16 protein-coding genes and 1 riboswitch are annotated in these 22,270 nt (G+C 53.4%); of the genes, 7 read left to right on the top strand and 9 right to left on the bottom strand.

Translation table 11 applies throughout. The annotated features are described in order from the left end of the window. Positions 1 to 11: 11 nt before the first annotated feature. Entirely contained in the window at positions 12 to 986 is a 975-nt protein-coding gene (locus tag RBT11_00815) for an alcohol dehydrogenase catalytic domain-containing protein (protein MDX9785296.1), read from the bottom strand. A gap of 71 nt (positions 987 to 1,057) precedes the next feature. Further along, a riboswitch (cobalamin riboswitch) is annotated at positions 1,058 to 1,241 on the bottom strand. 200 nt (positions 1,242 to 1,441) lie between these two features. On the opposite strand from RBT11_00815, the gene RBT11_00810 reads away from it, so the two are divergent. Next, positions 1,442 to 2,242, top strand: coding sequence for an NAD-dependent deacylase (locus tag RBT11_00810; protein MDX9785295.1), 801 nt, complete (start codon positions 1,442 to 1,444; stop codon positions 2,240 to 2,242). Here RBT11_00810 and RBT11_00805 read toward each other — a convergent pair. The 6 genes from RBT11_00805 to RBT11_00780 all read right to left on the bottom strand — a co-directional run bounded on the left by RBT11_00805 (position 2,228) and on the right by RBT11_00780 (position 9,917). Beyond that, positions 2,228 to 5,251: a DNA polymerase III subunit alpha gene (locus RBT11_00805; protein ID MDX9785294.1), complete on the bottom strand. Its 3,024-nt coding sequence runs from the start codon at positions 5,249 to 5,251 to the stop codon at positions 2,228 to 2,230. The two genes, RBT11_00810 and RBT11_00805, sit on opposite strands and share 15 nt — an antisense overlap. Next, positions 5,248 to 6,423: a hypothetical protein gene (locus tag RBT11_00800; GenBank protein ID MDX9785293.1), complete on the bottom strand. Its 1,176-nt coding sequence runs from the start codon at positions 6,421 to 6,423 to the stop codon at positions 5,248 to 5,250. The genes RBT11_00805 and RBT11_00800 overlap by 4 nt, the downstream gene beginning before the upstream one ends. Next, positions 6,423 to 7,283 carry a DUF72 domain-containing protein gene (locus tag RBT11_00795; GenBank protein MDX9785292.1) on the bottom strand — a complete coding sequence of 287 codons (861 nt, stop codon included), beginning with the start codon at positions 7,281 to 7,283 and terminating at the stop codon, positions 6,423 to 6,425. The genes RBT11_00800 and RBT11_00795 overlap by 1 nt, the downstream gene beginning before the upstream one ends. Next, a complete protein-coding gene (gene lexA / locus RBT11_00790; protein MDX9785291.1) occupies positions 7,284 to 7,922 on the bottom strand; it encodes a transcriptional repressor LexA in 639 nt (212 codons plus the stop codon). Between the two features lie 347 nt (positions 7,923 to 8,269). Continuing rightward, entirely contained in the window at positions 8,270 to 8,527 is a 258-nt protein-coding gene (locus RBT11_00785) for a UPF0175 family protein (GenBank protein ID MDX9785290.1), read from the bottom strand. A 493-nt stretch (positions 8,528 to 9,020) separates the two neighbouring features. Then, the gene (locus tag RBT11_00780) at positions 9,021 to 9,917 is read right to left on the bottom strand and encodes a PHP domain-containing protein (protein ID MDX9785289.1); all 897 of its coding nucleotides are present in this window, start codon (positions 9,915 to 9,917) and stop codon (positions 9,021 to 9,023) included. 637 nt (positions 9,918 to 10,554) lie between these two features. Here RBT11_00780 and RBT11_00775 point away from each other — a divergent pair. The 3 genes from RBT11_00775 to RBT11_00765 all read left to right on the top strand — a co-directional run bounded on the left by RBT11_00775 (position 10,555) and on the right by RBT11_00765 (position 14,112). Beyond that, positions 10,555 to 11,262, top strand: coding sequence for a PEP-CTERM sorting domain-containing protein (locus RBT11_00775; protein MDX9785288.1), 708 nt, complete (start codon positions 10,555 to 10,557; stop codon positions 11,260 to 11,262). Between the two features lie 455 nt (positions 11,263 to 11,717). Continuing rightward, complete coding sequence (locus RBT11_00770) at positions 11,718 to 13,382, top strand: AAA family ATPase (protein MDX9785287.1); 1,665 nt, start codon at positions 11,718 to 11,720, stop codon at positions 13,380 to 13,382. A gap of 4 nt (positions 13,383 to 13,386) precedes the next feature. Next, a complete protein-coding gene (locus RBT11_00765) occupies positions 13,387 to 14,112 on the top strand; it encodes a general secretion pathway protein GspB (GenBank protein ID MDX9785286.1) in 726 nt (241 codons plus the stop codon). Positions 14,113 to 14,246: 134 nt separating this feature from the next. Here RBT11_00765 and RBT11_00760 read toward each other — a convergent pair whose 3' ends face one another. Further along, on the bottom strand, positions 14,247 to 15,482 hold the full coding sequence (locus RBT11_00760; protein MDX9785285.1) for an MFS transporter: 1,236 nt from the start codon (positions 15,480 to 15,482) through the stop codon (positions 14,247 to 14,249). Between the two features lie 328 nt (positions 15,483 to 15,810). Here RBT11_00760 and RBT11_00755 point away from each other — a divergent pair, with 328 nt between their 5' ends. Next, the gene (locus RBT11_00755) at positions 15,811 to 16,947 is read left to right on the top strand and encodes an aminotransferase class V-fold PLP-dependent enzyme (GenBank protein MDX9785284.1); all 1,137 of its coding nucleotides are present in this window, start codon (positions 15,811 to 15,813) and stop codon (positions 16,945 to 16,947) included. Positions 16,948 to 16,955: 8 nt separating this feature from the next. Here the strand turns inward: RBT11_00755 and RBT11_00750 are convergent, their stop codons facing one another. After that, positions 16,956 to 18,437, bottom strand: coding sequence for a leucyl aminopeptidase (locus tag RBT11_00750; GenBank protein MDX9785283.1), 1,482 nt, complete (start codon positions 18,435 to 18,437; stop codon positions 16,956 to 16,958). Between the two features lie 285 nt (positions 18,438 to 18,722). On the opposite strand from RBT11_00750, the gene RBT11_00745 reads away from it, so the two are divergent. Then, positions 18,723 to 19,490: an endonuclease/exonuclease/phosphatase family protein gene (locus tag RBT11_00745; protein ID MDX9785282.1), complete on the top strand. Its 768-nt coding sequence runs from the start codon at positions 18,723 to 18,725 to the stop codon at positions 19,488 to 19,490. A 349-nt stretch (positions 19,491 to 19,839) separates the two neighbouring features. Continuing rightward, the gene (locus RBT11_00740) at positions 19,840 to 22,020 is read left to right on the top strand and encodes a PKD domain-containing protein (protein ID MDX9785281.1); all 2,181 of its coding nucleotides are present in this window, start codon (positions 19,840 to 19,842) and stop codon (positions 22,018 to 22,020) included. Positions 22,021 to 22,270 lie beyond the last annotated feature (250 nt).

The raw sequence follows: 22,270 nt of genomic DNA, 5'->3' as shown, positions 1-22,270 counted from the left end.
TTCCGCCTCCGTTAATGGTCCGGGTAGAGCAGTATTTTAATGCTTTGGCGTTGTTCAACCAACTGGAGCGCGGTTTCCAGTCGGGATAGCGGCAGGCGGTGGGAAATCATGTCCGCCACCGCCACTGTGCCGTCGGCTAACCACGCTAACGCCTGAACCCCATGGCGGTAGGCGCACCCGTAGGCCCCCACCAGGGTCTGTTCGTAATAGTGCAACTGGTTGAAACTCAGCATGATCTTGTCGTCATCGGGCAGCAGCCCGGAAAAAACCACCAGCCGCCCCCTGGGGGCCAGGTGAGCCATAGCGTCCCGGTAAGCCCCGGAATCGCCCACTGCAACGACGCAAAGATCGAATGGCTGATCCGTGCGGGCGATACCTTCGGCAAAGGCCCGGCGACGTGGGTCCGGTTCGATGTTGACGGCCTGTGCGCCCAAGGCTCTGGCGGCCCGGGCCAGCAGCAGTCCGGCCGGGCCGGCCCCCCAGATCCCCACCAGATCCCCTTTCTGAACGCGCCCCAATTCAAGGGCATTGAGACAGCACGAGAGGGGTTCGGCCAGAACGGCCGTATCCGGGTCGAGCTGCCGGGGGACGGCAATCAGACTCCGGGCCGGGGCGATCACCTCACCGGCGAATCCGCCGTCCCGGTGGAAGCCCATGATCTGCATGCCGCGGCATAGGTTTTCCGCTCCCCGCATGCACGCCGGGCAGCGGCCGCACCACACACCGGGATAGACATAAACCCGGTCCCCCAAACTAAATCCGGTGACCGCATTTCCCTTGGCGATAATGTTGCCCACCACCTCTTCACCGGGAATACGCGGCAGCACCAGATCCCGGTGGCCGTGCCGGATAATTTTCAAATCGGTGCGGCATAGCCCGGTTACCTCTACCCGCACCAGTACCTCGTCATCGTATAACGGGCGCAGCTCTTTACGGGTCCACTCAAAACGGCCGATCTCCGGAACAAGAATGCATTTTGTCGCCATGTGATCCTCCCAAAAAAAAGAAAAAGGGTTTCAGCAGCCAAAGTCAAGCTGCCGAAACCCTTTGCCATCGGATTTCGTCTCTGCGTCAAGGTCGTCTTCTGGCTTCCGGATCACCCACTGCCCGCCGCCTTCCCCTTTCCGTAACGTGAATAAACCCGAAAAGAGTGGCCTTGTGACAAACAGTGTCCCCGGTTACAGCGGCGGGTCCGCCACGGACTGGCACCGTGTTCCGTTACCCTGACGCATTCGAATGATATCAATTGTCGGTAACTCTACAAAGGAGGGGCACCCTTTGTCAATGGCGACATCCATCATTCGGGACAACAGCCCGTAACCGGTTGACAAAACCAGATCCAATATGGTTTTATCGGTCAATCCGATGGGCCGCTTCTTTGAATCCCGGGGGTGGCGGTAGGGATCAACCCCTATTAACGCTTATGACAGGGGGCAAAAAAATGGTTGCGCCAGATGCAATAATCGAAGCTGCCAGATTGATGAAATCTTCTAATTGGCTGATCGCTTTTACGGGCGCGGGTCTGTCCGAGGAAAGCGGCATATCCACCTATCGTGATCCGGGGGGACTCTGGGATCGATATCCAGAAGGCGCTTCCGGCGGCATCATGGGAATTCTCAGGCGGCATCCGGAAGCATTCCATGACCTCTTTTCAGCGCTCTTGAAAACCTTTAAAAGTGCCGCTCCCAACCCGGGGCATCACGCGCTGGCGACGCTTGAAAAGGCAGGATATCTTAAGTCCGTCATTACGCAAAACGGTGATAATTTGTATCAGGATGCAGGGGGTGCGAATATTTTGGAGCTTCACGGCAATGCCTTCCGATTCAGGTGCCTTGAATGCGGTCGAAAACAGGTGTTTTCACGAAACGAAGTATTTGCGTTCGTGGAAGATATTTTATTGAAAATGAAACATTTTTCAATGGACTTGCTCATGCCGCTGCTGCCACCCTGTGAATGCAAGGGCAAAATGCGGCCGGATGTTGTCGGTTTTGGCGAAGCGGTTCAACAGCTTGATCAGGCCGTAGCGCAGGCGGGCAAGTGTGACTTGATGCTCATCATGGGAACCTCCGGCGTGGTATATCCCGCGGCCATGCTGCCGATTATCGCAAAGGAAAACGGCGCCAAGCTCATTGAGATCAATCCGAAAGAAAGCGCCCTAACCGCCAAATGTGATCTTTTTCTGCCGGGGAAAACCGGAAAGATTCTGCCGATGATTGTAGAACAAATTTCAGCATTTCGTTAGGGGAACGGCATTGTCCACGGTGATCGTCAATGCCCCCCAGTTTTCTTCCACTTTCCCGCAAATCAGATACGGCCGGTTCGGGTCGATCATGTGGCAGAACTTCTCGTAGGTTTTCGGGAAAAAGGTGGTTTCAACCAATCCGGTGTCATCTTCAAAGGTGAGAAATTCCATGGGGTCGCCGTGTTTGGTGTGAACCACCTTGCCGGTGATGAGCCATGCGGCCATTTCAATTCGTTTTCCGATATGATGGGCTATCGCTTCTGCTTTTACCACGTGTCTTTTTTTCAGGCTGTCCGCATAAAGGGTCATGGGATGCCGGTCGCATAAAAACCCCAATACGGCAAACTCCCTGCGAAGCCGCTCGTGTTCATCATCCGGCGGCAGGGGCGGCGGTGTGACAAGGGGCCTTTTCCGGTCAAAAAGGGGGCGTTGCGCGGTCGGCGCCGGTTGCAGCGCCCGATGGCGGGCCAGCGCCCACACCAGGGAGGCGCGGTTGTCGTCGGTGTTAAAGGCATCCAGCGCGCCGCATTGAATGAGGGCGAGCGCCTCTGCGGCATCCGGCCGGGTGCGGTGCAGAAAGTCTTCAAGCGTTTGAAACGGGCCGGACCGGCGCGCGGACAGGATGCGTGCCAGGGTGTCACGGGTGAGTCCCTTGACCGACAGAAGGCCCACGCGAAGGGTGTTTTTCCGGCCGCACCAACGAATGCCGCTTTGGTTGACATTCGGCGGCAGAAGGGTAAGCCCCAGCCTCCGGGCTTCGGAGACATAGGCAAAGGAAGAATAAAATCCGCCCTGGTTGCTGATGACCGCGGCCATGAATTCGGCCGGAAAGTGGGTTTTGAGCCAGGCGGCCTGAAAGGACACGCGGGCGTAAGAGGCGCTGTGGGGCTTGCAGAAGGAATACCCGCTAAAGCTCATCATCATGTCCCAAACGGACTGAATCTGTTTGTCCGTTACGCCGCGCTCGCGGGCGCCGGCCGTGAATTTTTCGTGATAGTCCTGAAGCCGACGGGCCTTGTCTTTTTTGGACATGATTTTTCGCAACCCGTCCGCATCCACGTCCGAAAAGCCGGCCAGGGCCACGGCCGCCCTGGAAACATCCTCCTGGTAGACCATAATGCCGTAGGTCTCATCGAGCACATCGGCCAAAAGCGGGTGAATCGGATTCCAGGCGCCGCCGCGAAGCCGTCGCACATATTCTTGAATATACGCATTGGCCGCCGGGCGAATGATACTGCTGTGAATGACCAGGTGTTCAAAATCGCCCTTTCCCGCTTTTTGTTGTAAGAGGCGCGTGGCCGGGCTTTCGATATAAAAGCAGCCCATGGTGTTTCCCTTTGCCACGGTGGCCTGCGTGGCGGCATCCTCTTCCGGCACCCAGCGCATTTCATTCAAGGATGCCCCGTTTGCGCGAAGATTGACGATCGCATCCCGAATGACCCCGAGGCTTCGGTTTCCCAGAAGATCGATTTTGACGAGGCCCGCGGTTTCAGTGCCGTCTTTTTCCCATTGCAGAATGGGAACGCCCTTGGGGGCGGTTTGCACCGGAACGTAATCCTCAATCGGGCCGGGCGTGATGACGACGCCGCCCGGATGTACGGATAAGTACCGGGGCAGCCCGATGATCTGCTGGGAAAATCTCATTATTTCGGGCCATGGCGGCGGAAATTCACAGTCTTTGAGACGGGGCAGCGCCTTTAACCGGGCCAGAAGATCCGTGTCCGCATCGGCCAGTTTCCAGAACCAGGGCAGCTTTTTGGATATTCGGCTGAGTTCCGCATCGCCAAGACCATAGACCTTGGCCACTTCCCGAACCGCCATGCGGGGTTGAAACGCCACATGATTGCAGACCATGGCGGCGTGGCCCGCATACTGCTTCAGAACATCGCTTAGCACCTCATCACGTTCGTCCCAGGCGAAATCCACGTCGATATCGGGCGGATCCGTTCGGCCCGGATTTAAAAACCGGGCAAAATAGAGGTTGTGCCGAATGGGGCAGACATGGGTAATGAAAAGGCAATACGCCACGAGCGAGGCCGCGCCGCTGCCCCGGCCGCAGGTGCGGGGGCTCCTTTGGACAATATCCCGGACCACGAGAAAATAGCTTGAAAACCCCATGGAATCGATGATGCGAAGCTCTTCTTCCAGGCGGTCCACCACGGGCTCGGTCAAATCGTGCCCATAGCGCTGTTGCGCGCCGGCATAGGCGGCTTCCCGCAGCACTTCCCGGGCGGCCCTTCCTGAATCATCGCGCCACGGCGGCAGCACGGCACCGAATTTCGGACCGGTAAAATGGAATCGTTCCGCCAAGAGCGTTGCGGCCTGAATGGCGTCGGGCCAGAGGTTAAAGCGATGTGCGTACTTGGCGGGTCCTGCCAGCCAGGCGTCGGCGGGAGCGGTGGTTTCGACGGTGAGGCGATCTATCGTGTTGTTGGTGTCGATGGCCCGAAGCACCTGGTGCGTGGAAAATTCTTCGGGCGCTATAAAATAGCTTCCGGGTGCGGCCACCAAGGGCACGCCCAGCCTGTGCGCGGTTTGTTTCAGCCCGAATGCGCGGCTTTGCGGCCGTATCGACACGACGGCGGCTGTGGTTACCCCGTCATCGTGCCAGGCCGTCAGCAAGGCTTCGGATTGCGTCAGAAAAACGATGCCCCCGGCATGGGACATTCCCGCTTCTTTCAGATGAAACGGCGTGTTGGCGTGCGCATGGCGGCGGGTGATCAGCCGGCAAAGGTTCTGATAGCCGGTTTCATTTTCCACCAGGCAAACGGCCCGTTGCCCGTTTTCAGGATCGGTCAATTCCGCGCCGATAATGGGTGTCAGCCCTTCTTGCGCGCATGCCGAAAGAAACGGCCACAACCCGTACAGGTTGTCCGTGTCCGTCAGGGCGATTTTTTGATAGCCCAATGTTTTGGCTGCCCGGCACAGGGCCGCAGGCGAGCGGGTTCCCCACATGAGAGAATAGTACGAGCGGGTGATGAACGGAGTGATAGGGGGTGTCGCCTTCATTGGGGTGTCCGGGAGCGGGCAAACCGAATGGCATCGGTGCCGAAACGGTTTCGAACGCTGTCCAGGGCGGTTACGAGCGCCGTGCGTTTTTGTTCGATGGCGCGATCTTCGGCAAAAAGGAAAAGCTGGGCTGGTGGGAAGGTCAGCCGGTCGCAGACCAGTTGCAAGTGCCGAATACGTACCCGTCGATGCCGGGCAATTGTAAAGGCGGCGCGGGCGGATTCGAACAGCATGATGTCGTTGGCGGATGCGGGTCGAATGGCAGCGGAGCGGATGCATTGCACGCCGTCGGTGTAATCGAGGAAGACGCCGACGCGCCGGGCAGCCAGCCTGCGATTCCGCAAGGCGCTGCCAGCTCGTTCCACCAGCGCATAGAGCGTATCGAGAAGAATGTCCGACTGATGGGTATCGGTATCAAAGGTGTGTGCGCACATGACCCGGGGCGGGTTTTTGCCGAAGGCCCGAACCGGAGACGCATCGATTCCCCGTACCGTGTCATGAATAAACCCGGCTCTGGTGCCGAAAGGCACTTGAAGCTGTTCGGTTGTCAGCGCGGCCACCTGGTGAGAACGGTTTAAATTCAGGGCGGAAAGCTGCATCAGGTCCGCTTTTTCCATGCCCGGGAGAAGATAAAGGGGCAACGGCGCCAAAAAAGAGGCTTCTTCGCCTGCGCCTACGATATATTCCCCAGTGGGTTTAACGAGTCTTGTCGCTACCTTGGCCACGAGCTTGTTGGGGGCGACGGACCAGATGGGGGTTAAGCCCAACGCGGTTTTTACCCGGCGGTGAAGCCGCCAGGCCAGGTCAATGGGCGGACCAAAAAGCCGCCGCGTGCCGGTAGCCTCCATAAACAGATGCCCGTCGTTTTCTCCCGGTTCAATGAGCGGCGAGTAGGGCAGGGCCTCTTTTAAAAGATCCCTCATGGCCTGAGTGTAGCGTTCGGGATGAGGCGAAAGCACCCGGGCCTCGCGGCAACGCCGCAAGGCGGTTTGCAGCGGCATTTTTTTTCGGACGCCCGCCAGATACGCTTCCTGGCTCATGTCGTATACTGCGCCCCTGGCAGCGCCGGCCGGCGCGATGATCACGGGCCGCCCGCAAAGTCGCGGGTCGATGACCCGCTCGACGGCCACGGCAAAGTCGGCCACATTGAGATGAATGACGGCGCGTTCCATTACGATAAGCGTGTCGCGTGGGGCGGCGGCATGACCTCGAACCCTTGCCGGACCAAAAGACGGGTCAGGGTCTCGGCGTTTTGAGGGGCCTGGCCCCGCACATGGTTGTTGAAAAAAAGAAGGCCGTTTTTCGCCTGTTTCGCCATCGGCGCAATGAATCGTTCGATCCATTCGGCCAGCTCCGCATCGCTGTAACGATAATCGAATTTTTTTTGCATATGGCCCGATCGCCAGCCGGCGGTGTTTCGGCCGTGAAACCGTATGTAAAACAGATTCGGGCTGGTGAGCACATTCAGAGGCGGCAACAGGTGCGGCAGCGTCGGTTCGTCCACGGCCACCACGGCCACTTGGCGCCGGGAAAGCTCCTCAAACACCCGCGGTTGAATCCAGGACCGGTGCCGGAATTCGACGGCCAGCGGCAATCCCGCCAGCTCGTCCAGAAGGGCCGCCAAGTATTGGCGGTTTTCCCGGCTGCGCTCAAAGCCCGGCGCGAGTTGAACCAGAACGGCCATTAATTGCCCGGACTGGACCAGCGGGGCGATGCCGTCCCGGTACCGGGCGGCTTGCGTGCGCCACTGGGTTGAGTCCACCTCGTGGGTCAGGGTCCGGGTCAGCTTGGCCGCGAAGCGGAATTCGGCCGGCACGAGATTCTGCATGCGCAGCAAGGCGTCCGCCTTGGGCAGTTGATACCAGGTGTAGTTAAGCTCCGTGACGGGAAAGCGATGCGCATAGATATTCAACATGTGCGCGGATTTGGTTTCGGGCGGATAAAATCCGGCTTCAATCCACTCGGGATACGAATAGCCGCTGGTGCCGATCCACAGGCGGCGTTTGTTCGGGTCCAATTTTTTCCCGGCCATTTAAACGGCCTCCATGACCTCAGGGCCCCGGTGAATACCGATGACCTTGCCCTGAATCAGCACCGCTGAAAAGGGATAACGCATGGGCGCATACCGGGGATTTTCGGGCCGCAGCTCGATATGGTCCGTATGAAGAAAAAAGCGCTTGACCGTGGCTTCCTCACCGTGAATGAGGGCCACGATGATTTCCCGGTTTTGCGCGTATTGGCGCGGCTCGCAAATGGCCAGATCCCCGTTGTAAATGCCCGCCGCTATCATGGAATCCCCCTTGATGCGAAGCGCGAACAACTGCTGCCTGCCGAAAACATGGGCATCAATCACCACGCTGCCGTCCCACGCCTGCTGGGCGTACATGGGAAGACCGGCCGTCACCCGGCCGATGATGGGCACTTCCTGCCAGCGTTGCAGCCCCTCCGGTTGTTGCAGGCGGTTTAAGACGTAAATATTGCGGCTGTATCGCCCGTCCCGCTTGATATACCCTTTTTCTTCCAGGGTATTCAAACCCTGGGCCACGGCCGCGTGGCTGACGCCGAGATCCCCGGCGGCCTTCCGAAGGCTGGGCGCTTTTCCGGCGCGCGAGATCGCCCGGCGCAGGTATTCGAGCAGTTGCCGTTGCTTGGGGGGTAACTCCGTGGGCATCAATACCTCCATTAAACAGTTGAAAGAGTGGGGAGTGTTCCGCACTCACTACGGTTTATTTTAGCTATACAAAATGTAAATATTAATGTAAAGATAAATGTAAGGTTTTGAGGGCGGGTTTCCTGGAAATCCGTGTGCATCGGGGGGGGGTACCGTTTTTTATTCAGCAATAGTTGTTAAAAAAAATGATGCGGGGTGAGCTGTTTTTTACAAGATGGCATTAAAAGTTGCTCTGTGTCTACAGGGACAGGAACAAAAAATCGGGCTAAAGGGTATCTCCCGGCTATTCGCCCACTTGTTTCAGTGCATATTCAAACACGATCTGGTTTAATCGAAATCCACCTTTTTCATGGGAGATGGTCCAGCGTGGAAAGGTCGCGATCTATGTCTTTTTCATCGTATTGTCTGCAAATTTCCTCTTGGCCCAGCAGCAACAGAAAATCCCATTTTCCCATTCCGGCTAGCTGCCGGGCTTTTCCAAGAGAAAGCAGGCCTTTTTCATACAGCCTCAAAGCGAGTTCCCTGCGAAGCCGGCTTTCCTGCTCTGCCGGAGGGATGCGCAACGCATCTCGTATGTCGTCATTAACGTCCAGCTGAAGGGGCATAAAAGTCCTCCTCATGGTGGCATATGATGTTGATCATTCTATTCCGCTATAATGGGATAACATAACATAAGGGAGAATTACCGGCTTGTTAACACCTCTGAATAACACGGTGTAGGGGTGAACCTGTGCGTGTGCCCATTGCCGTTGTAAGGGCAGACCTGCGTGTCTGCCCCCGTGAATCATGGTGCACGCTCCCCGCCAAACCAGGGCGGACACACAGATCCGCCCCTACGTTGACTGCGACGCCATGGATGTTGATTGTATTAACAAACCGGTAATGCTCTCTAACATAAAAAACAATTATTAATTGCTACCTCTCAGAATAAAGCGTTCAAGGTCTTTTACAGGATGCCCCTGCTCCTTGTAAGGCTTCGAAAGCCGAATAATCGGCGACACAGCATTTCAGCAGATGCAAAAAAACGCGCCGCTGTGTTGTTGGTTGTTCTACGATTTTTCCACAACAAAAGAAAACCGGTCGAGTGATAGTCCGTTCCTATCCCACTTTTTCCAGCCGCTCGTTGATGCTTCGCATCACGTTATCCCGAAAGGTTCGGGACTTGGCGTTGATGAGAGTGCAGCCGTACCGGAGATTTTTTTCCATCAGATCCGGGTAATGCCTTAAATTCTTTTTGAGTTTCCGGCTGTTGGACGTGACTTTTCGAATAAAGGGCATTTCCTTGCCGATGACCTTGGTCTGTTTTTTTCGAATGGCGTCCAGCAACCCTTTTCGGGTTCTGTTGCATTCGGCGTAGGTCAGGGCACGGCCCATATGGGGCAGCGAATGGCCGTCGCTGCCGCCCACGATGCCCTTGCCGAGGTTGAATCCGAGCACCGCGCATTGCAGGTTCCACTTGTTAATATTCCCGGCATTGATGACCTCGACCCCGTCGGCCATGTGAAACAGCCGCTCCAGCCGCTCTTTGGGGAATTGCAGATTGCAGACCCCCGTATAGGCGGCGCAATAAGGGTGCGGAAACATGATTACGGTTTTAAACCGGCGCGCCCGCCGAATGATATCCTCCATTTCAAGGAGGGTCGAACTCATCACCCCGTTTCCCATGTACGGCTTGAGATCCTCCCGGTAAAAGGCCTTCAGGCTGGGAACATCGTAAAAATAAACCAGCAGGTGGGAGCCTTCCCTGGAGGTGATTTCTATTCCGGGAATACTCAGGATGCGTTTGCATTTGTCGATTTCAACCGCGCCCTGAATATCGTTGTGGTCGGTAATGGCGATGCCGATGCCTAGCGCTTCGGCCTGCCGCGCGATGTCATGGACGGAATTGACGCCGTCGGAATAATGGGTGTGAAAATGAAGATCCGCCACGGTATAGGCGCGGTTAAGCTCGTGAATATCCGGTTTTTCGAACTGGATTTTGTTGACTGTGTCCATTTGCACTCGATTGAATTAATTTTGAATGTTGAAGCATGAATTTTTCAATTAAGGCACTTTTTTGATTTTGATAAAAAGCGATGTTTTTGCCCCCTAAATTGCCATGATGAAAAACTCATTTTCCTAACATTATAATCAGTTATAAAAAATATAACCCATTTAAGGCAACCGGCGCATGAAAGAAGTTAGCGGGCTGCCTTCAGCATACCAGCCTACAATAGCGCATTCCTGTGCGGCGTCAAGCTTTTCCGGCGGTTTGATAAAGATATTTTGACCTGTGGTTGTTGGTTGTGAGGGGGCTTCATTTTTATTTACAGCAACAGTGATTGTCCGAAAGGCCTTCGATTGAATCTGAAGAAGTTTCGATAACTCTTTTTAGCAGCTTTGATAGACGTTCTTGCTGGTGGGTTAGCACTTATTTTACCTTTCTATAAGAAGTAAAATTACCAGTTTTGTGGTATAAATTACACAGTTCATGCGGTAGGCTTTGAGGGTGCATAGGAAACCCAATTGATATGATTATATAAAAAAAAACAGGTAATTGGTACTTTTTTTGCATCTAAAATCTTCAGTTTTTTGAATAAGTTTGTATGAAAGAGAATATCAAGAGGATAATTTTTTAAAAAGGAGGATAATAATGAAACGAGTGTTTTTATCAATTATGGTTATTCTGTTTTTAACCTGTGCGTCGAATGTCTTGGCTTTTACGATAACAAGTCAGTTGACGGGCGATATTAGGCCGGAAAATCCTGACAGTTTGATTGTTGATGTCACCATCACCGTGGACGAAGTAATCAGCCCAGAGGTAGCAACCTGGGTGGTTGACATCAATTCTCCATTGCACCCAGACATTAAGCTGGATGAATTTTATTTTAACCTTGATATTGACGATCCAACCGATGTTACTTTTTCTGCCTTTAACCCAGCGGGTTGGGCCATTTCTACTCCTGCTACGGTCCAAGGAGCTGGCGGCGTTACTTTTATGTTTGAGGCGCTTGACCCGGTTGAACAGCCGAACGTTAACGCTGATGATGTTACGAATGACCAAAATTTGAGTTTTACGATGACGCTTTTGGCTGCCATTGATCAGAATCTCTTTTTGAATGCACTGTCGGCTATTTCCAATGAAGCCGGTTCTGGTCAACTGGGGGCTCACCTGCAGTCGCTTGAGCTTTTGTCTGATATCAATAATACGGATAGCGGGTTTGCCTTTGGCAACTACAATTACGTGCCTGGAGATGAGCCACCGCCCCCCGGAGGTGCTGTTCCCGAGCCGGCGACGATGGTGTTAATGGGCCTCGGTTTGATTGGTGTAGGGTTTGCGATGCGCAAAAAAAATAAATAATAGCGGTTAGTAGCTGAATGATACAAAGCGGGGCATGACGGAATAAGTGTGCCCCGTTTTATTTTTTGGTTTAGTGAGAGTATATACCATTTGCCGCTGCGCATGCAGGGCAATCGCCCGTAGAAATGAACAGCCGGGAGCGAAAGCCTTGAGGGGGATCGGATGGAAGCTGCGGCACTGTTTGAACGCGTTCCGCGTGAGTTTGCCGCAGCTGGAATCCGATTTTTCTCAAGACTGAAGCGGGCTATGGGTTACATGCGATTGCCCTGGCTGCGCATTTAGTATTTGTCATCATGAGCACGGGTTATGTTATTGTTTGAAATTGAACTGCGCCCAGGTTCCCCGATCCTTGACACCTTCCATTTTATTCTTTTATATTCCCTTGACCGCCGTTGAAAATTTTTCAGTTTAGAACATCCTGTGATATCCATTGGAATGAGTACGAAAGGAGCGGCATGTATAAAAACCATTTTGGTTTTACGGAAAAACCCTTTCAGCTCGTTCCGAACCCCGCCTATCTGTTTTTAAGCAAAAGCCATGAAGAGGCACTGGCCCATCTGAATTATGCCATCGCGCAGGGGGACGGGTTCGTTGAAATCACCGGAGAAGTGGGAACTGGAAAAACCACCCTGTGCCGGGCCTTTGTCGAAAGTCTGAATGACGGCACCGAAACGGCCTATATTTTTAACCCCAGGTTAAACGCCAATGAACTGCTGGAAGCGATTCATGATGAGTTCGGCATTCGGTACGCGGCGGGCGGCAGCACCAAAGCCCTCGTTGATTCCCTGAACGGGTTTCTTCTGGAGAAAAAAGCGCAAGGGAAAAAGATCCTTCTTATCATCGATGAGGCACAGAATTTGAGCAAGGAGGTGCTGGAGCAGGTTCGGTTGTTGTCGAACCTGGAAACCAGCACGGAAAAATTATTACAGATCGTGCTGGTCGGGCAGCCCGAATTGGCGGACATGCTTAACTCGTATGAGCTGCGCCAGTTAGGCCAGCGCATTACCCTGAGCGCGTTTTTGACGCCGCTGTCGTTTGCGGATACGGGCCGGTATATTCAGCACCGGCTTCATATCGCGGCCCGGGGTGTGGACGTGCCGTTTACCCATGGGGCGGTTCGGAAAATATACCGGTACAGCGGCGGAATTCCCCGTATGATCCATGTCGTTTCTGACCGGGCGTTACTGGTGGCTTATGTGTTGGGCCGGAATGAGGTGACCGGTGCGATTGTGCGAACCGCTATTCGGGAACTGGCCGGCCGGGAAAACGCAAAGAAAAATGTGTTTTTAATCGGCCGAATTCCCTTAATTACAGCGGTGTTGCTCGGTGTGGGCGTGCTGGGTGCGTTTGGGATGCGGGAATGGGATATTCGGTTTTCGAGCCCGGATCACCCGCCGATAAGCGCGGTGAAAGAAGCGCCGGTATCAACCCGCCCGTCCGCGCCGCCGGTCGTGCCGCGCGCGGATTCAAGTAGCGGCCTTTGGGAAGAGCTTCTGTATACCGATCGGGTTGAGGCGGTTTCAGCCGTGTTTTCTCTTTGGAGGCAGACGGCGCAGATTCCCGCTGATATCACCGCCATTCGAAATGATCCGGCATTTTTTCAATCGGCCGCTGAAAATAACGGGTTTGAGCTTTATCGCGTGGAGGGGGATCTGGCGTTGCTGCCGAAATTGAATTTGCCCGCTATTCTGACGTGTTATGTGCCGGGCAAAGAATCCCTTCAATACCTGCTTTTAAGCGGAATGGACGGCGGGAAACTGGTGTTTTCAACGGCTCTTTCCGCACCGGGTAAATCAATGGCCTTGAGCGAACCCGAGGTGGCGGCACGCTGGTCCGGGGTGGCGTATATTCCCTGGAAAAATTTTCTCGGGTTTCGCGGCACGATTCCGCTTGCCGCTTCCCGGCAATCCCTTCTGATGCTAAAGGGGCTTCTCAAAGAAATCGGATTTAACGATATGACCCCTGGGCCCGAGTATGACGAGGGCACCCGGTTGGCCGTAAAAGAGATACAAAAAAAATACGGGATTGAGGTGGACGGACTCGTGGGCTCTTTAACAAAAATTTTGCTTTATAATGAGCAGGGGTCTTTTAACATGCCACATCTTATGATGAAGGACTGAGTCCATGAGTTCCATCCTCAAGGCATTAAAGAAACTGGAAAATGAAACCAGCCCGTACAATGGCGCAGCGACGCCCCCTGCCTTTAACATCCGGCAGGCATTAAGGCGGCAGATGAAACCGGCGATGCGCAAAAGGCCTTGGGTCTCGTCGATGCTCGTGCTGATTCTCTTTGCGGGTGGGGTGCTGTTTTTCAAAGGTGACCAAACTGAAATTAGGCCGCCAATAGTGCCTGTGGTGCCCGCGGTCGAAAAAGCGAAAGCGTTGCCAACCCCGGTACCGTTAACCATCACAACATCGACAATAGCCGCACCGTCCCTGCCGCAACTGCTTAAAAAGCCGACTGATTTGCCTCCTCGCGTAACGGAGAAGACAACCCCCATCACCGCTCTGAACCGTAAAGCAACGGAAAAACCGCCGTTGATACCTGCCCGTGATAAAGCGATTGAAATTCATGCCCCAGCGCCTGAAATGAAACGGATGCCCCTGCCGCAAAAAGAGGCGAGGACATCCCCCGCAGCAAGCCCGGCTGATTTAATGGCGCTGCCCGCCGAAGTCGGACTCAAGCTTCAGGCGTTGGCCTGGGCGAGCGAACCGGCCAGCCGGTTTGCCGTCATTAATTCACAAATAGCCAGGGAAGGGGAGAGTGTCGGAGACATGAATGTGGAGCGGATTGAGCAGGAGCGGGTGATTCTTCGCAAGGGTGGCGAATTATACCAGTTGAAGTATTAGAAAGCTGGGAGGCCAGGAGGCTGGGAGGCCAGGAAGCTGGGAGGCCAGGAAGCTGGGAGGCCAGGAAGCTGGGAGGCTGGGAGGCCAACGATCTTTTCCCAATGATGCACGCTTGTTGGTGCATGTCCTTGGGTCTATGATGCTGTTGGATGTGCATTACCGCTCGTGGTTGCGCGGCGCTTCGCGAGGTTGTTATAAAGGGTGCCGCTGCAAAAAAGTAAAACCCCCAGTCCCATGATGGCAGCACCCCAGGCGAACGCAAACCGCAATTCCGAAATGTCCATAATGAGGCCGGCCAGCAGCGAGCCGCTGAGCATGCCGAGGCTGTGCGCCGTGGTTAGCAGCGCCATGACCGATCCCATGGCATGGGTGCGGTTTCCCGCGATAATAACCAGCGCCATGAGCGCCGGCATGGAAATCCCGCCGCCGATGCCGAAAAGTACATTGGCGATAAATAAATCCTGGAACCCGGTTGCCCATTGAAAGGACATGACCGCATAGACCACTATCAAGCCGCCAATGGTCACCAGCATGAATTTATTACAGCGGTCTGCAACAGCGCCCATGGGAATATGGATCAGTCCACTCGTGAAAACGCCCAGCATGAGCAGAATTCCGATTTTACTGGGTGGTAGTGAAAATTGGGAATCCGCATAGACGGGCAAAAACCCCCAAAGAATGCCGATACAGGTTGTGTACGCAAACCGGAAAACAGAAAGAATGAGAATGTCTCGGTCGGTGAGCAGATCTTTCCATTCAAGCGGCTTTTTTCCCTGAATGACCACCCGCTCCATTCGAGTGGGCGGCAGTAGAAAAAGCCCCAAAATGCACCCCACCAGGGCCATCCCGCCCATGCAGCCAAAGGCGGCCGCAAGACTGAACTGCTCGCTGATGAAGCCGCCAAGGAGCGGACCGATGCTTAAGCCCATGAACATGGACATGTTAAAAAGCCCCATGCTGAAGCCTTCATCCCCGACCGGCGTGATGTCCCCCACATAGGCTTGTGTCACCGGCATGATCATGGCCGAGGCGATGCCTTGAATGAACCGGAGAACAATCAGGGCATTGACGTCTTCAAATCCCATGAAGGCGATGGAAATCAGCACATAGCAGAAAAGCCCGATCACAATGAGCGGTTTGCGACCCTTTTTATCCGACATGCGGCCGAAATAGGGCATAAAGACGGATCTTGAAAACGAGAAGGCGCCGAAGATCAACCCCACATATAATCCGCTGGCGCCTAAATTGTTGGCGTACACGGGCAGGAGCGGGACAACGATGCCCACACCGGTCACACAGGAAAAAATTGCCAGAAAAAGTGTTGCGAAGATTCGCTTATCAAGCCGTTGCGGTTCGTCTGAAGTCAACATGGGCTGACTCATAGCACTGTGGCTACCCGGTAACAATGAAAAAGTAGAAAGCAACGTAACTGCTCAGTAGCCAGGAGACAGAATCCAGAATTCAGAATAAAAACAACTGAAAGCAGCCGGATTAATATAGTTGAATGAAGATTCAGGCGGTTAGTGCATTATTTTGAATTCTGGCTCCTGAATTCTGAATACTGAGTAGTTACATTTATTCTTACTCTTGTGATTAAACCGAACCGGAAAGGCATTAATAACTGGCCTACCTATTGATGCACATGTACAAAGTCGCTATGATCAGAAAAATTTCAGAATATAATAAGGATATCATTCCATGGACTGGCAAAAAGTACATGACGCGTTTCCGGTGAATCGGGAAATGATCTGGCTGAATAACTGCGGCACCACGCCCGCCGGCGTTCATGCTGTCGAGGCGGTGACGCGCCACCTAACCGGCTATGCTCAAAAAGGAATACTGACGGAAACGGCGGGTTACGTGAATGTCCGGCGAAACATCAAAGCCGTTTTGGCGAAACTTCTGAACTGCCGGGCCGACGAACTGGCCTTGATTCATAACACGGCCGAAGGGATGAACTTTGTTTCTCGCGGGCTTAACCTTGCGCCGGGCGACGAGTTGATTCTTCTGGAAAATGAGTATCCGAGCAATATTTATCCCTGGAAACATTGGGGGAAAAAAGGGATTCGGCTGCTTTTTGCGCCGATGAGCGACACACCGGAAGAATTTTTTCGCGGTCTTTTCTCCCTGGTAAATCAAAAAACGAGGGCCATGGCCCTTTCCGCGGTGCACTGGTGTACCGGCATGCCGCTGCCGCTTTCGGCGATTGGGAATTTATGCCGGGAACGGGGCATTGCGCTGATCATTGACGGCGCCCAAGGTGTGGGAATGCAGCCGATGGATGTAAAGCGCATGGGAATTTCCTATATGTCTTTTTCGGCATGGAAATGGTTGTTGGGACCGCTCGGCGTCGGCGTGTTTTATATCGCCGAAGACAAGCTATCGGAATTGGATCCGATTTTCCTGGGCTCCGAATCTGTGATCGACGATCATGCCTATTTACCGTATAAGGATGAGCTGAAACCGACGGCCGATCGATTTACCTATTCCACGGGGAATTGGAACGACTGGGTTTATTTTGCCGCTTCTCTTGATTTTCTGGCCGCCGTTGGATTTGAAACCGTTCGCCGTCGAATATTTAAGCTAAGCGATAGGTTGAGCAAGGGATTGACCGCGATCGGTTTTAAGGTGCTCTCTTTTCGCCATCCGGGTTGGCCTACTGGTATCGTGGTGTGTGAAAAATCGGGACTGGCTGCGCCATTGATTCTTTCTCACCTGAAAAAACACCGTATCATCGCTGCGGAACGGCTGGGCAGAATCCGGTTTTCTCCGCATATCTACAATTCTCCGGAACAGATGGACAAGGTTGTGACGGTGTTGGGTGCGTTGGCATAAAGGCGACGTTAATTTGTCCATGCAGTTATTGCTTCGGTCAACAGCCGCACCCCGTACCCGGATCCGCCGGGGGGGCAGTAATCGCCGCCGTTTTTTAAAAATGCCGTACCCGCGATATCAATGTGCGCCCACCGGGTGTTGTTCGTAAATTCAGACAGGAAAAGCGCGGCCGTAATGGCGCCGCCGTAGCTGGTGCTGCTCATGTTCCGAATATCGGCCACTTCGCTTTTCATAAACTCCCGGTAATCATCGGGCATGGGCATGGGCCAGCAGCGCTCATGGGTTTTTTGCCCGGCAGTACTTAGCAGGTCGGCGAGTTCATCATCCGTGGTAAATATGCCCGCAATGCGCTCTCCCAGCGCCGCGACGCAAGCACCGGTAAGCGTGGCGAGATCCAAGGTGATATCCGGCTTGAAGCGCGCAATGGCCCAGGTCAGGGCATCGGCTAAAATCAGGCGGCCCTCGGCATCGGTATTACCGATTTCAATGGTTTTGCCGTCGAGGCTTTTAATGATGTCACCGGGCCGGCACGCTTTGCCCGACGGCATATTTTCCACCAGAGGCATCACCCCGATAAGATTTATTTTTGTTCTTAACCGGGCCGCTGTAATCAGGGTAGCGGCGACCGCTGCGGCGCCGGCCATGTCCATTTTCATCATATCCATGTTCGGCCCCTGCTTGAGGTTCAAGCCGCCGCTGTCGAAGGTGATGCCCTTTCCCACTAGCAGGATTGTTTTTTTGGCGCCCCGAGGTGCATGCATCAGGGTTACCAGGCAAGGCTTTTGGTCGCTGCCGTTCGAAACAGCCAGCAGCGCGCCGAATTTTTTTTGTTTCAGTTCCTTTTCGGTCAGTATTTCAATGCTGAGCCCAACTTTTTTTGCGTGTGAGGCGATTTCTGCGGCCAGCGCGCCGGGGGCTTTTTCGTTCGAAGGCGTAGAAACCCATTCCCTGGCCATTCGGGTTCCCTCGCAGATAACGGCTATCCGATCAATAAGGGTTTGGTATTTTTTTACTTCTCCCCGGGTTGCCAGGAGAATGATTTGCATCAGCGGTGTTTGATTTTTTTCTTTTTTATATTTGTCGAACACATGGTTAGCCAGGCAGGCCCCTTCGGCAATCGCTTCAAGGATCTCGTCCGGTTTTAACGGCGAAGTCTTTATCTTGGGAAGTACGATATGGAGCGTTGTCAGTTTCTTTCCCATGGCGGATTTGACCGCACCAGCGGCCATGGTGCGAAGGCATTCGCGGTCCAGTTTGTCGGGTTCTCCCAATCCGCTGCAGGCCACCCGGGCGGCATGAAGGCCCTCTGGTTCGTAAAAGGTGACACAATCTCCCTTTTTTCCTTTAAACTCATTGAGCGTTCTGGCTTTTTCAACCAGGGCGGCCAGGGGGGGGGCCAATGCTGCGTCGTCGGCCTTTTCGCAGACTGGAATTACCAGATACGCCATTTTTTCCCTGGAAAGGTCGACCGATTTCAACGATAGCGCCATGAGTATCTCCTTTTCTTAAAACCCAGGTTCAACCTCTGCTGATTTGAACTCGGCATAACCTATCCATTTCGATCGGCTTTGTAAAGCCAAAGGAAACAGGACGCTGGCGGTTGCGCCCCGCACGGAAGACTTCCGATCGCGTTTCCGATAGAAAAGGCGTTGAAAAAAGATTGAGAACCTGCGAGGAAGGAAACCATAATAACGGAACTCAGGCCGGTGCCATCAATCCCCTGCCGGAACGTTAACAACGGTTCTGGGGCGAAAGGACCGGCGGAATGGCGGCGCATGTTTTCTATTTTAACCCTGAATCTTCGGTTCGGTCTGGCTCAGGATGGGCCAAACGGGTGGGAATTCCGGAAAAAAAGCCTGAAAAAGCTGTTGGACCGGTATCCGACTGATTTTGCCGGGTTTCAGGAAGTGAATGATTTTCAGTTCGATTTTATTGCGGACGCGCTGGGCAAAAATGTGAGCAGTATCGGCAGACGAATATCCGCGCCCGATGCCTGGCAGAATAATGTCATTTTTTATCGAAATCCCTGGCAATGTGTTCACCGGGATCATTTCTATTTAAGCTCCACCCCCGACATTCCCAGTCGTTTCCAACGCAGCAAGTGGCCGAGGCAATGCACGGTGGGAATGTTTCAGAAAGGCAGCGAGCGGGTCATCTGCGTCAACACGCATTTTGATTTTGATGCCGAAGTGCAAGCCGATTCGGCCCGGGTTATTCTCGATCGGATGTTATCCCTGCCGGTAAATGTGCCGGTCGTGCTGTTCGGTGATTTTAACGCAGTGCCGGGTAGCCCTTGTTATCGGGTGCTTACCGAAAAACATGCGGACCGTCCTGCGAACGCTCGGGTTTTTAAAGAGGTGTTTTGCCGCCCCTATCCGGCAACGCACCACGGTTTTACCGGAAAAACGGACGGGGCGCATATTGATTGGGTTCTCTTTGAAGGTGCGTTGTCGCCAATTTCTTGTACAGTGCTTCAACAAAAATTTGACGGGCGATACCCATCGGATCATTACCCCTTGGTGACTTTTTTTGAAGGCTCATGACGGCGCTGTTATTTTGGTAATCGGCCCGGGCCTTCTGTTACAAGGTTTTCATCTTTGTAATTCAGATTACATTATCGGCGCTGCTGTATGAACAAGTGTACAGTCCCCCGGCGCAAGGGTTTTAGAAACGATTCACCTATTATCCGTCTTCTCCCCCCTGTTGTTCTCTTAACCTATTGTAAAGAAAATGAATTGAAGTCCGACAACCTATGATACCATATTTTTTCTTTTTTCTGGCATACCCCTTGCTCATACGAATAGCAACTGCGCAACGGTTGATATTGCGAAGAAGATGGCCGGCGGAAGGTCGGGGCTTTGAAAAAAAGATGAAACAAAACAAGGGGGAAGAATGAAACCAACGAACAATTCACAGATTAAGGGATGGTTGACGGGATTATTAATTGCGGTGTTCGCCTGTTTGGGCAGCGATACTGCCGCGTTTTCGCAAGATGACGGATACAGAATGACCGGGCTGCCGGAATTGACTCAGGAAGATATCGAATGGCAGAACACCCATATGCTTCGGGTCAAAAAGGTGAAAATCAATCAACGGGGGCTTGAGCGGATAAACCAATATCGCCAAAAACGGGCGCAAAGAAAAATGACGGATAAGGACGTTTCCGTTGTGCCCTTGGGTAAAGAGATTGAAGGTGTTGTTGGTGCGCCGAAAGACGACTCCGTTATAAGCAGCGATTCCAGCACGACCACCATGCCGGCAGCCCTTCCTCCTTACGTGGATAACAGTGCGCTAAAATTTTTCCCGCCGATTCGCTCTCAGGGCTCGCTTCCTTCCTGCGGGGCGTTTTCCGGTACTTACTATGCCATGACCTACATGAACGCCATGGCGCGGGATCTGGACGCCAAAACCGGCGGCGAAAGTCTGCAGCTGAGTCCGAAATGGACCTATAATATGATAAATGGCGGCGCATTGGTGGGCAGCTGGTATTATCAGGCCTATGATATCGGTATCAAGCATGGCGTGTCCACATGGGCGCAATTTCCCTATGACAGCAATTACCGTCAGTGGAATACGAATGCCACGGTTTGGCGGGATGCCGTGTATCGCCGGTTCGACCAATACGGCTATGTTGCCAATACCCACCTGGATTCCGGAATCGAACAGGTCAAGCAACTGCTTCTCAATGGGTATGTCCTTAATTTCCCGACTTATATCAGCTCCTGGCAATATAAAACCATCGGCAACGACCCGGCCACGAGCGCGGATGATGCGTTTGTCGGAAAAAGGATATGTCATTGGGTAAATGGCACTTCCGGATACCACGCGATGACTGTTGTCGGATACAACGATGAGATCTGGGTGGATATTAACGGGAACGGCACCGTGGACAGCGGTGAAAAGGGTGCTTTCAGAATTGCCAATTCTTGGGGGACCAGCTGGGGTGAGGCCGGGTTTGCCTGGATGGCCTATGATGCCCTGAAAAATCCGTCGGCTGTATCCGGCGGGCCCGCGACCAATCGCATTTATGGCTGGTCCCCGTCTCGTGCGCATTGGGTAACGGCCAGAAGTTCCTATACGCCGACGCTGATTGCGGAATTTACCCTCAGCCATGCCCAACGCAACCAACTTCGGGTAACACTTGGGGTCTCTGGTACAACGGGCGTATCGCCGAGCCAGATTTGGTATCCGAAAATGATTTACGGCCAGGGCGGCGCGTATGCATTTAACGGAACGACCACAGCGTGCGATGGAACCTTCGTGTTTGATTTTTCAGATATTGTGCCTTTGGGCGGAGATCCCATGCGATACTACCTCGGGGTTTACGATAGCGTCACAGGCAACAGCGTTACGGTTAAATCTTACCGAATTTTGGACATAATCAATGCAGATAAGGATGTGGTTTGCGGCACCGTGCCGGTTACCGGTGATTACGAACAGCTCTATAAGTTTGTCGAGTATAACTTTAATGACGGTAATGAAGCGCCGGTGGCGATAGCGCAAGCGACACCGGTATCGGGAACAGCGCCCCTGACGGTCACCTTTGATGCGAGCGGCTCCTATGATCCGGATGGGAATATCGTCTCTTACGCATGGGATTTTGGCGATGGGACAAGCGGTACGGGGGTTACGGTTCAGCATACCTATACCGCTTCGGCCAATTATGAAGCAACGCTTCAGGTGACGGATAACGGCACCAGCACGAATGAGGACTGGTTGACGATTCAGGTCGCAGCCGACACGAACCAGGTCATTTTTGTTGATGATATCAACTTGTCGGCAAAGGTAGTGAAGAAGCGGATCAACGTTCAATCCGATGTCCTCATTCGGGATGTGGGCAATTTGCCCATGGAAAACGCAACGGTAACCGGTGCATGGAGTGGTCTGGTCAGCGGCAGCGTTTCGGGCGTAACGGATGCTACCGGCAAGGTGTCGTTTACTTCACCGACGGCAACGAAAGCAGGAACCATTATATTCCAAGTTACCAATGTATCAAAATCGGCATATACTTATGATGCAACCCTTAATAAAGAAACCCAGGACTCTATTTCGGTAGCGCCGGCAAGAAGGTAACGGCCGCGACGGACGAAAAAACACCGATGCTGATGGTTGGCTAATTCTATAAAACCGCTTAACAGGCATCAACTAAGCCATAATAACAAGCGCCTCTTGAAAATGATGGTGGGTTCAAGAGGCGCTTTTTTTTATATTCATCCTTCGGGTTTTGCATGAGGCTCAATTGCGGCCGCCGGGTCAAGCGCGACATTTCTATTGACACCCCCACCGGCTTTTGGCATGGTCCATTTACTATAAATAGGTTGTA

The sequence above is a fragment of the Desulfobacterales bacterium genome, from assembly GCA_034003325.1.
Taxonomy (GTDB): domain Bacteria; phylum Desulfobacterota; class Desulfobacteria; order Desulfobacterales; family JAFDDL01; genus JAVEYW01.
Note: the sequence above shows the minus strand (reverse complement) of the source record. Positions and strands in the feature narration are given on the sequence as shown.

Coding starts and splice junctions, on each gene's coding strand:
- RBT11_00800 (MDX9785293.1), bottom strand. CDS start 6,423: ATGGAACGCGCCGTCATTCATCTCAATGTGGCCGACTTTGCCGTGGCC.
- RBT11_00750 (MDX9785283.1), bottom strand. CDS start 18,437: ATGGCGCTATCGTTGAAATCGGTCGACCTTTCCAGGGAAAAAATGGCG.
- RBT11_00785 (MDX9785290.1), bottom strand. CDS start 8,527: ATGCCCCTTCAGCTGGACGTTAATGACGACATACGAGATGCGTTGCGC.
- lexA (MDX9785291.1), bottom strand. CDS start 7,922: ATGCCCACGGAGTTACCCCCCAAGCAACGGCAACTGCTCGAATACCTG.
- RBT11_00815 (MDX9785296.1), bottom strand. CDS start 986: ATGGCGACAAAATGCATTCTTGTTCCGGAGATCGGCCGTTTTGAGTGG.
- RBT11_00770 (MDX9785287.1), top strand. CDS start 11,718: ATGTATAAAAACCATTTTGGTTTTACGGAAAAACCCTTTCAGCTCGTT.
- RBT11_00805 (MDX9785294.1), bottom strand. CDS start 5,251: ATGAAGGCGACACCCCCTATCACTCCGTTCATCACCCGCTCGTACTAT.
- RBT11_00740 (MDX9785281.1), top strand. CDS start 19,840: ATGAAACCAACGAACAATTCACAGATTAAGGGATGGTTGACGGGATTA.
- RBT11_00810 (MDX9785295.1), top strand. CDS start 1,442: ATGGTTGCGCCAGATGCAATAATCGAAGCTGCCAGATTGATGAAATCT.
- RBT11_00795 (MDX9785292.1), bottom strand. CDS start 7,283: ATGGCCGGGAAAAAATTGGACCCGAACAAACGCCGCCTGTGGATCGGC.
- RBT11_00780 (MDX9785289.1), bottom strand. CDS start 9,917: ATGGACACAGTCAACAAAATCCAGTTCGAAAAACCGGATATTCACGAG.
- RBT11_00765 (MDX9785286.1), top strand. CDS start 13,387: ATGAGTTCCATCCTCAAGGCATTAAAGAAACTGGAAAATGAAACCAGC.
- RBT11_00745 (MDX9785282.1), top strand. CDS start 18,723: ATGTTTTCTATTTTAACCCTGAATCTTCGGTTCGGTCTGGCTCAGGAT.
- RBT11_00760 (MDX9785285.1), bottom strand. CDS start 15,482: ATGTTGACTTCAGACGAACCGCAACGGCTTGATAAGCGAATCTTCGCA.
- RBT11_00775 (MDX9785288.1), top strand. CDS start 10,555: ATGAAACGAGTGTTTTTATCAATTATGGTTATTCTGTTTTTAACCTGT.
- RBT11_00755 (MDX9785284.1), top strand. CDS start 15,811: ATGGACTGGCAAAAAGTACATGACGCGTTTCCGGTGAATCGGGAAATG.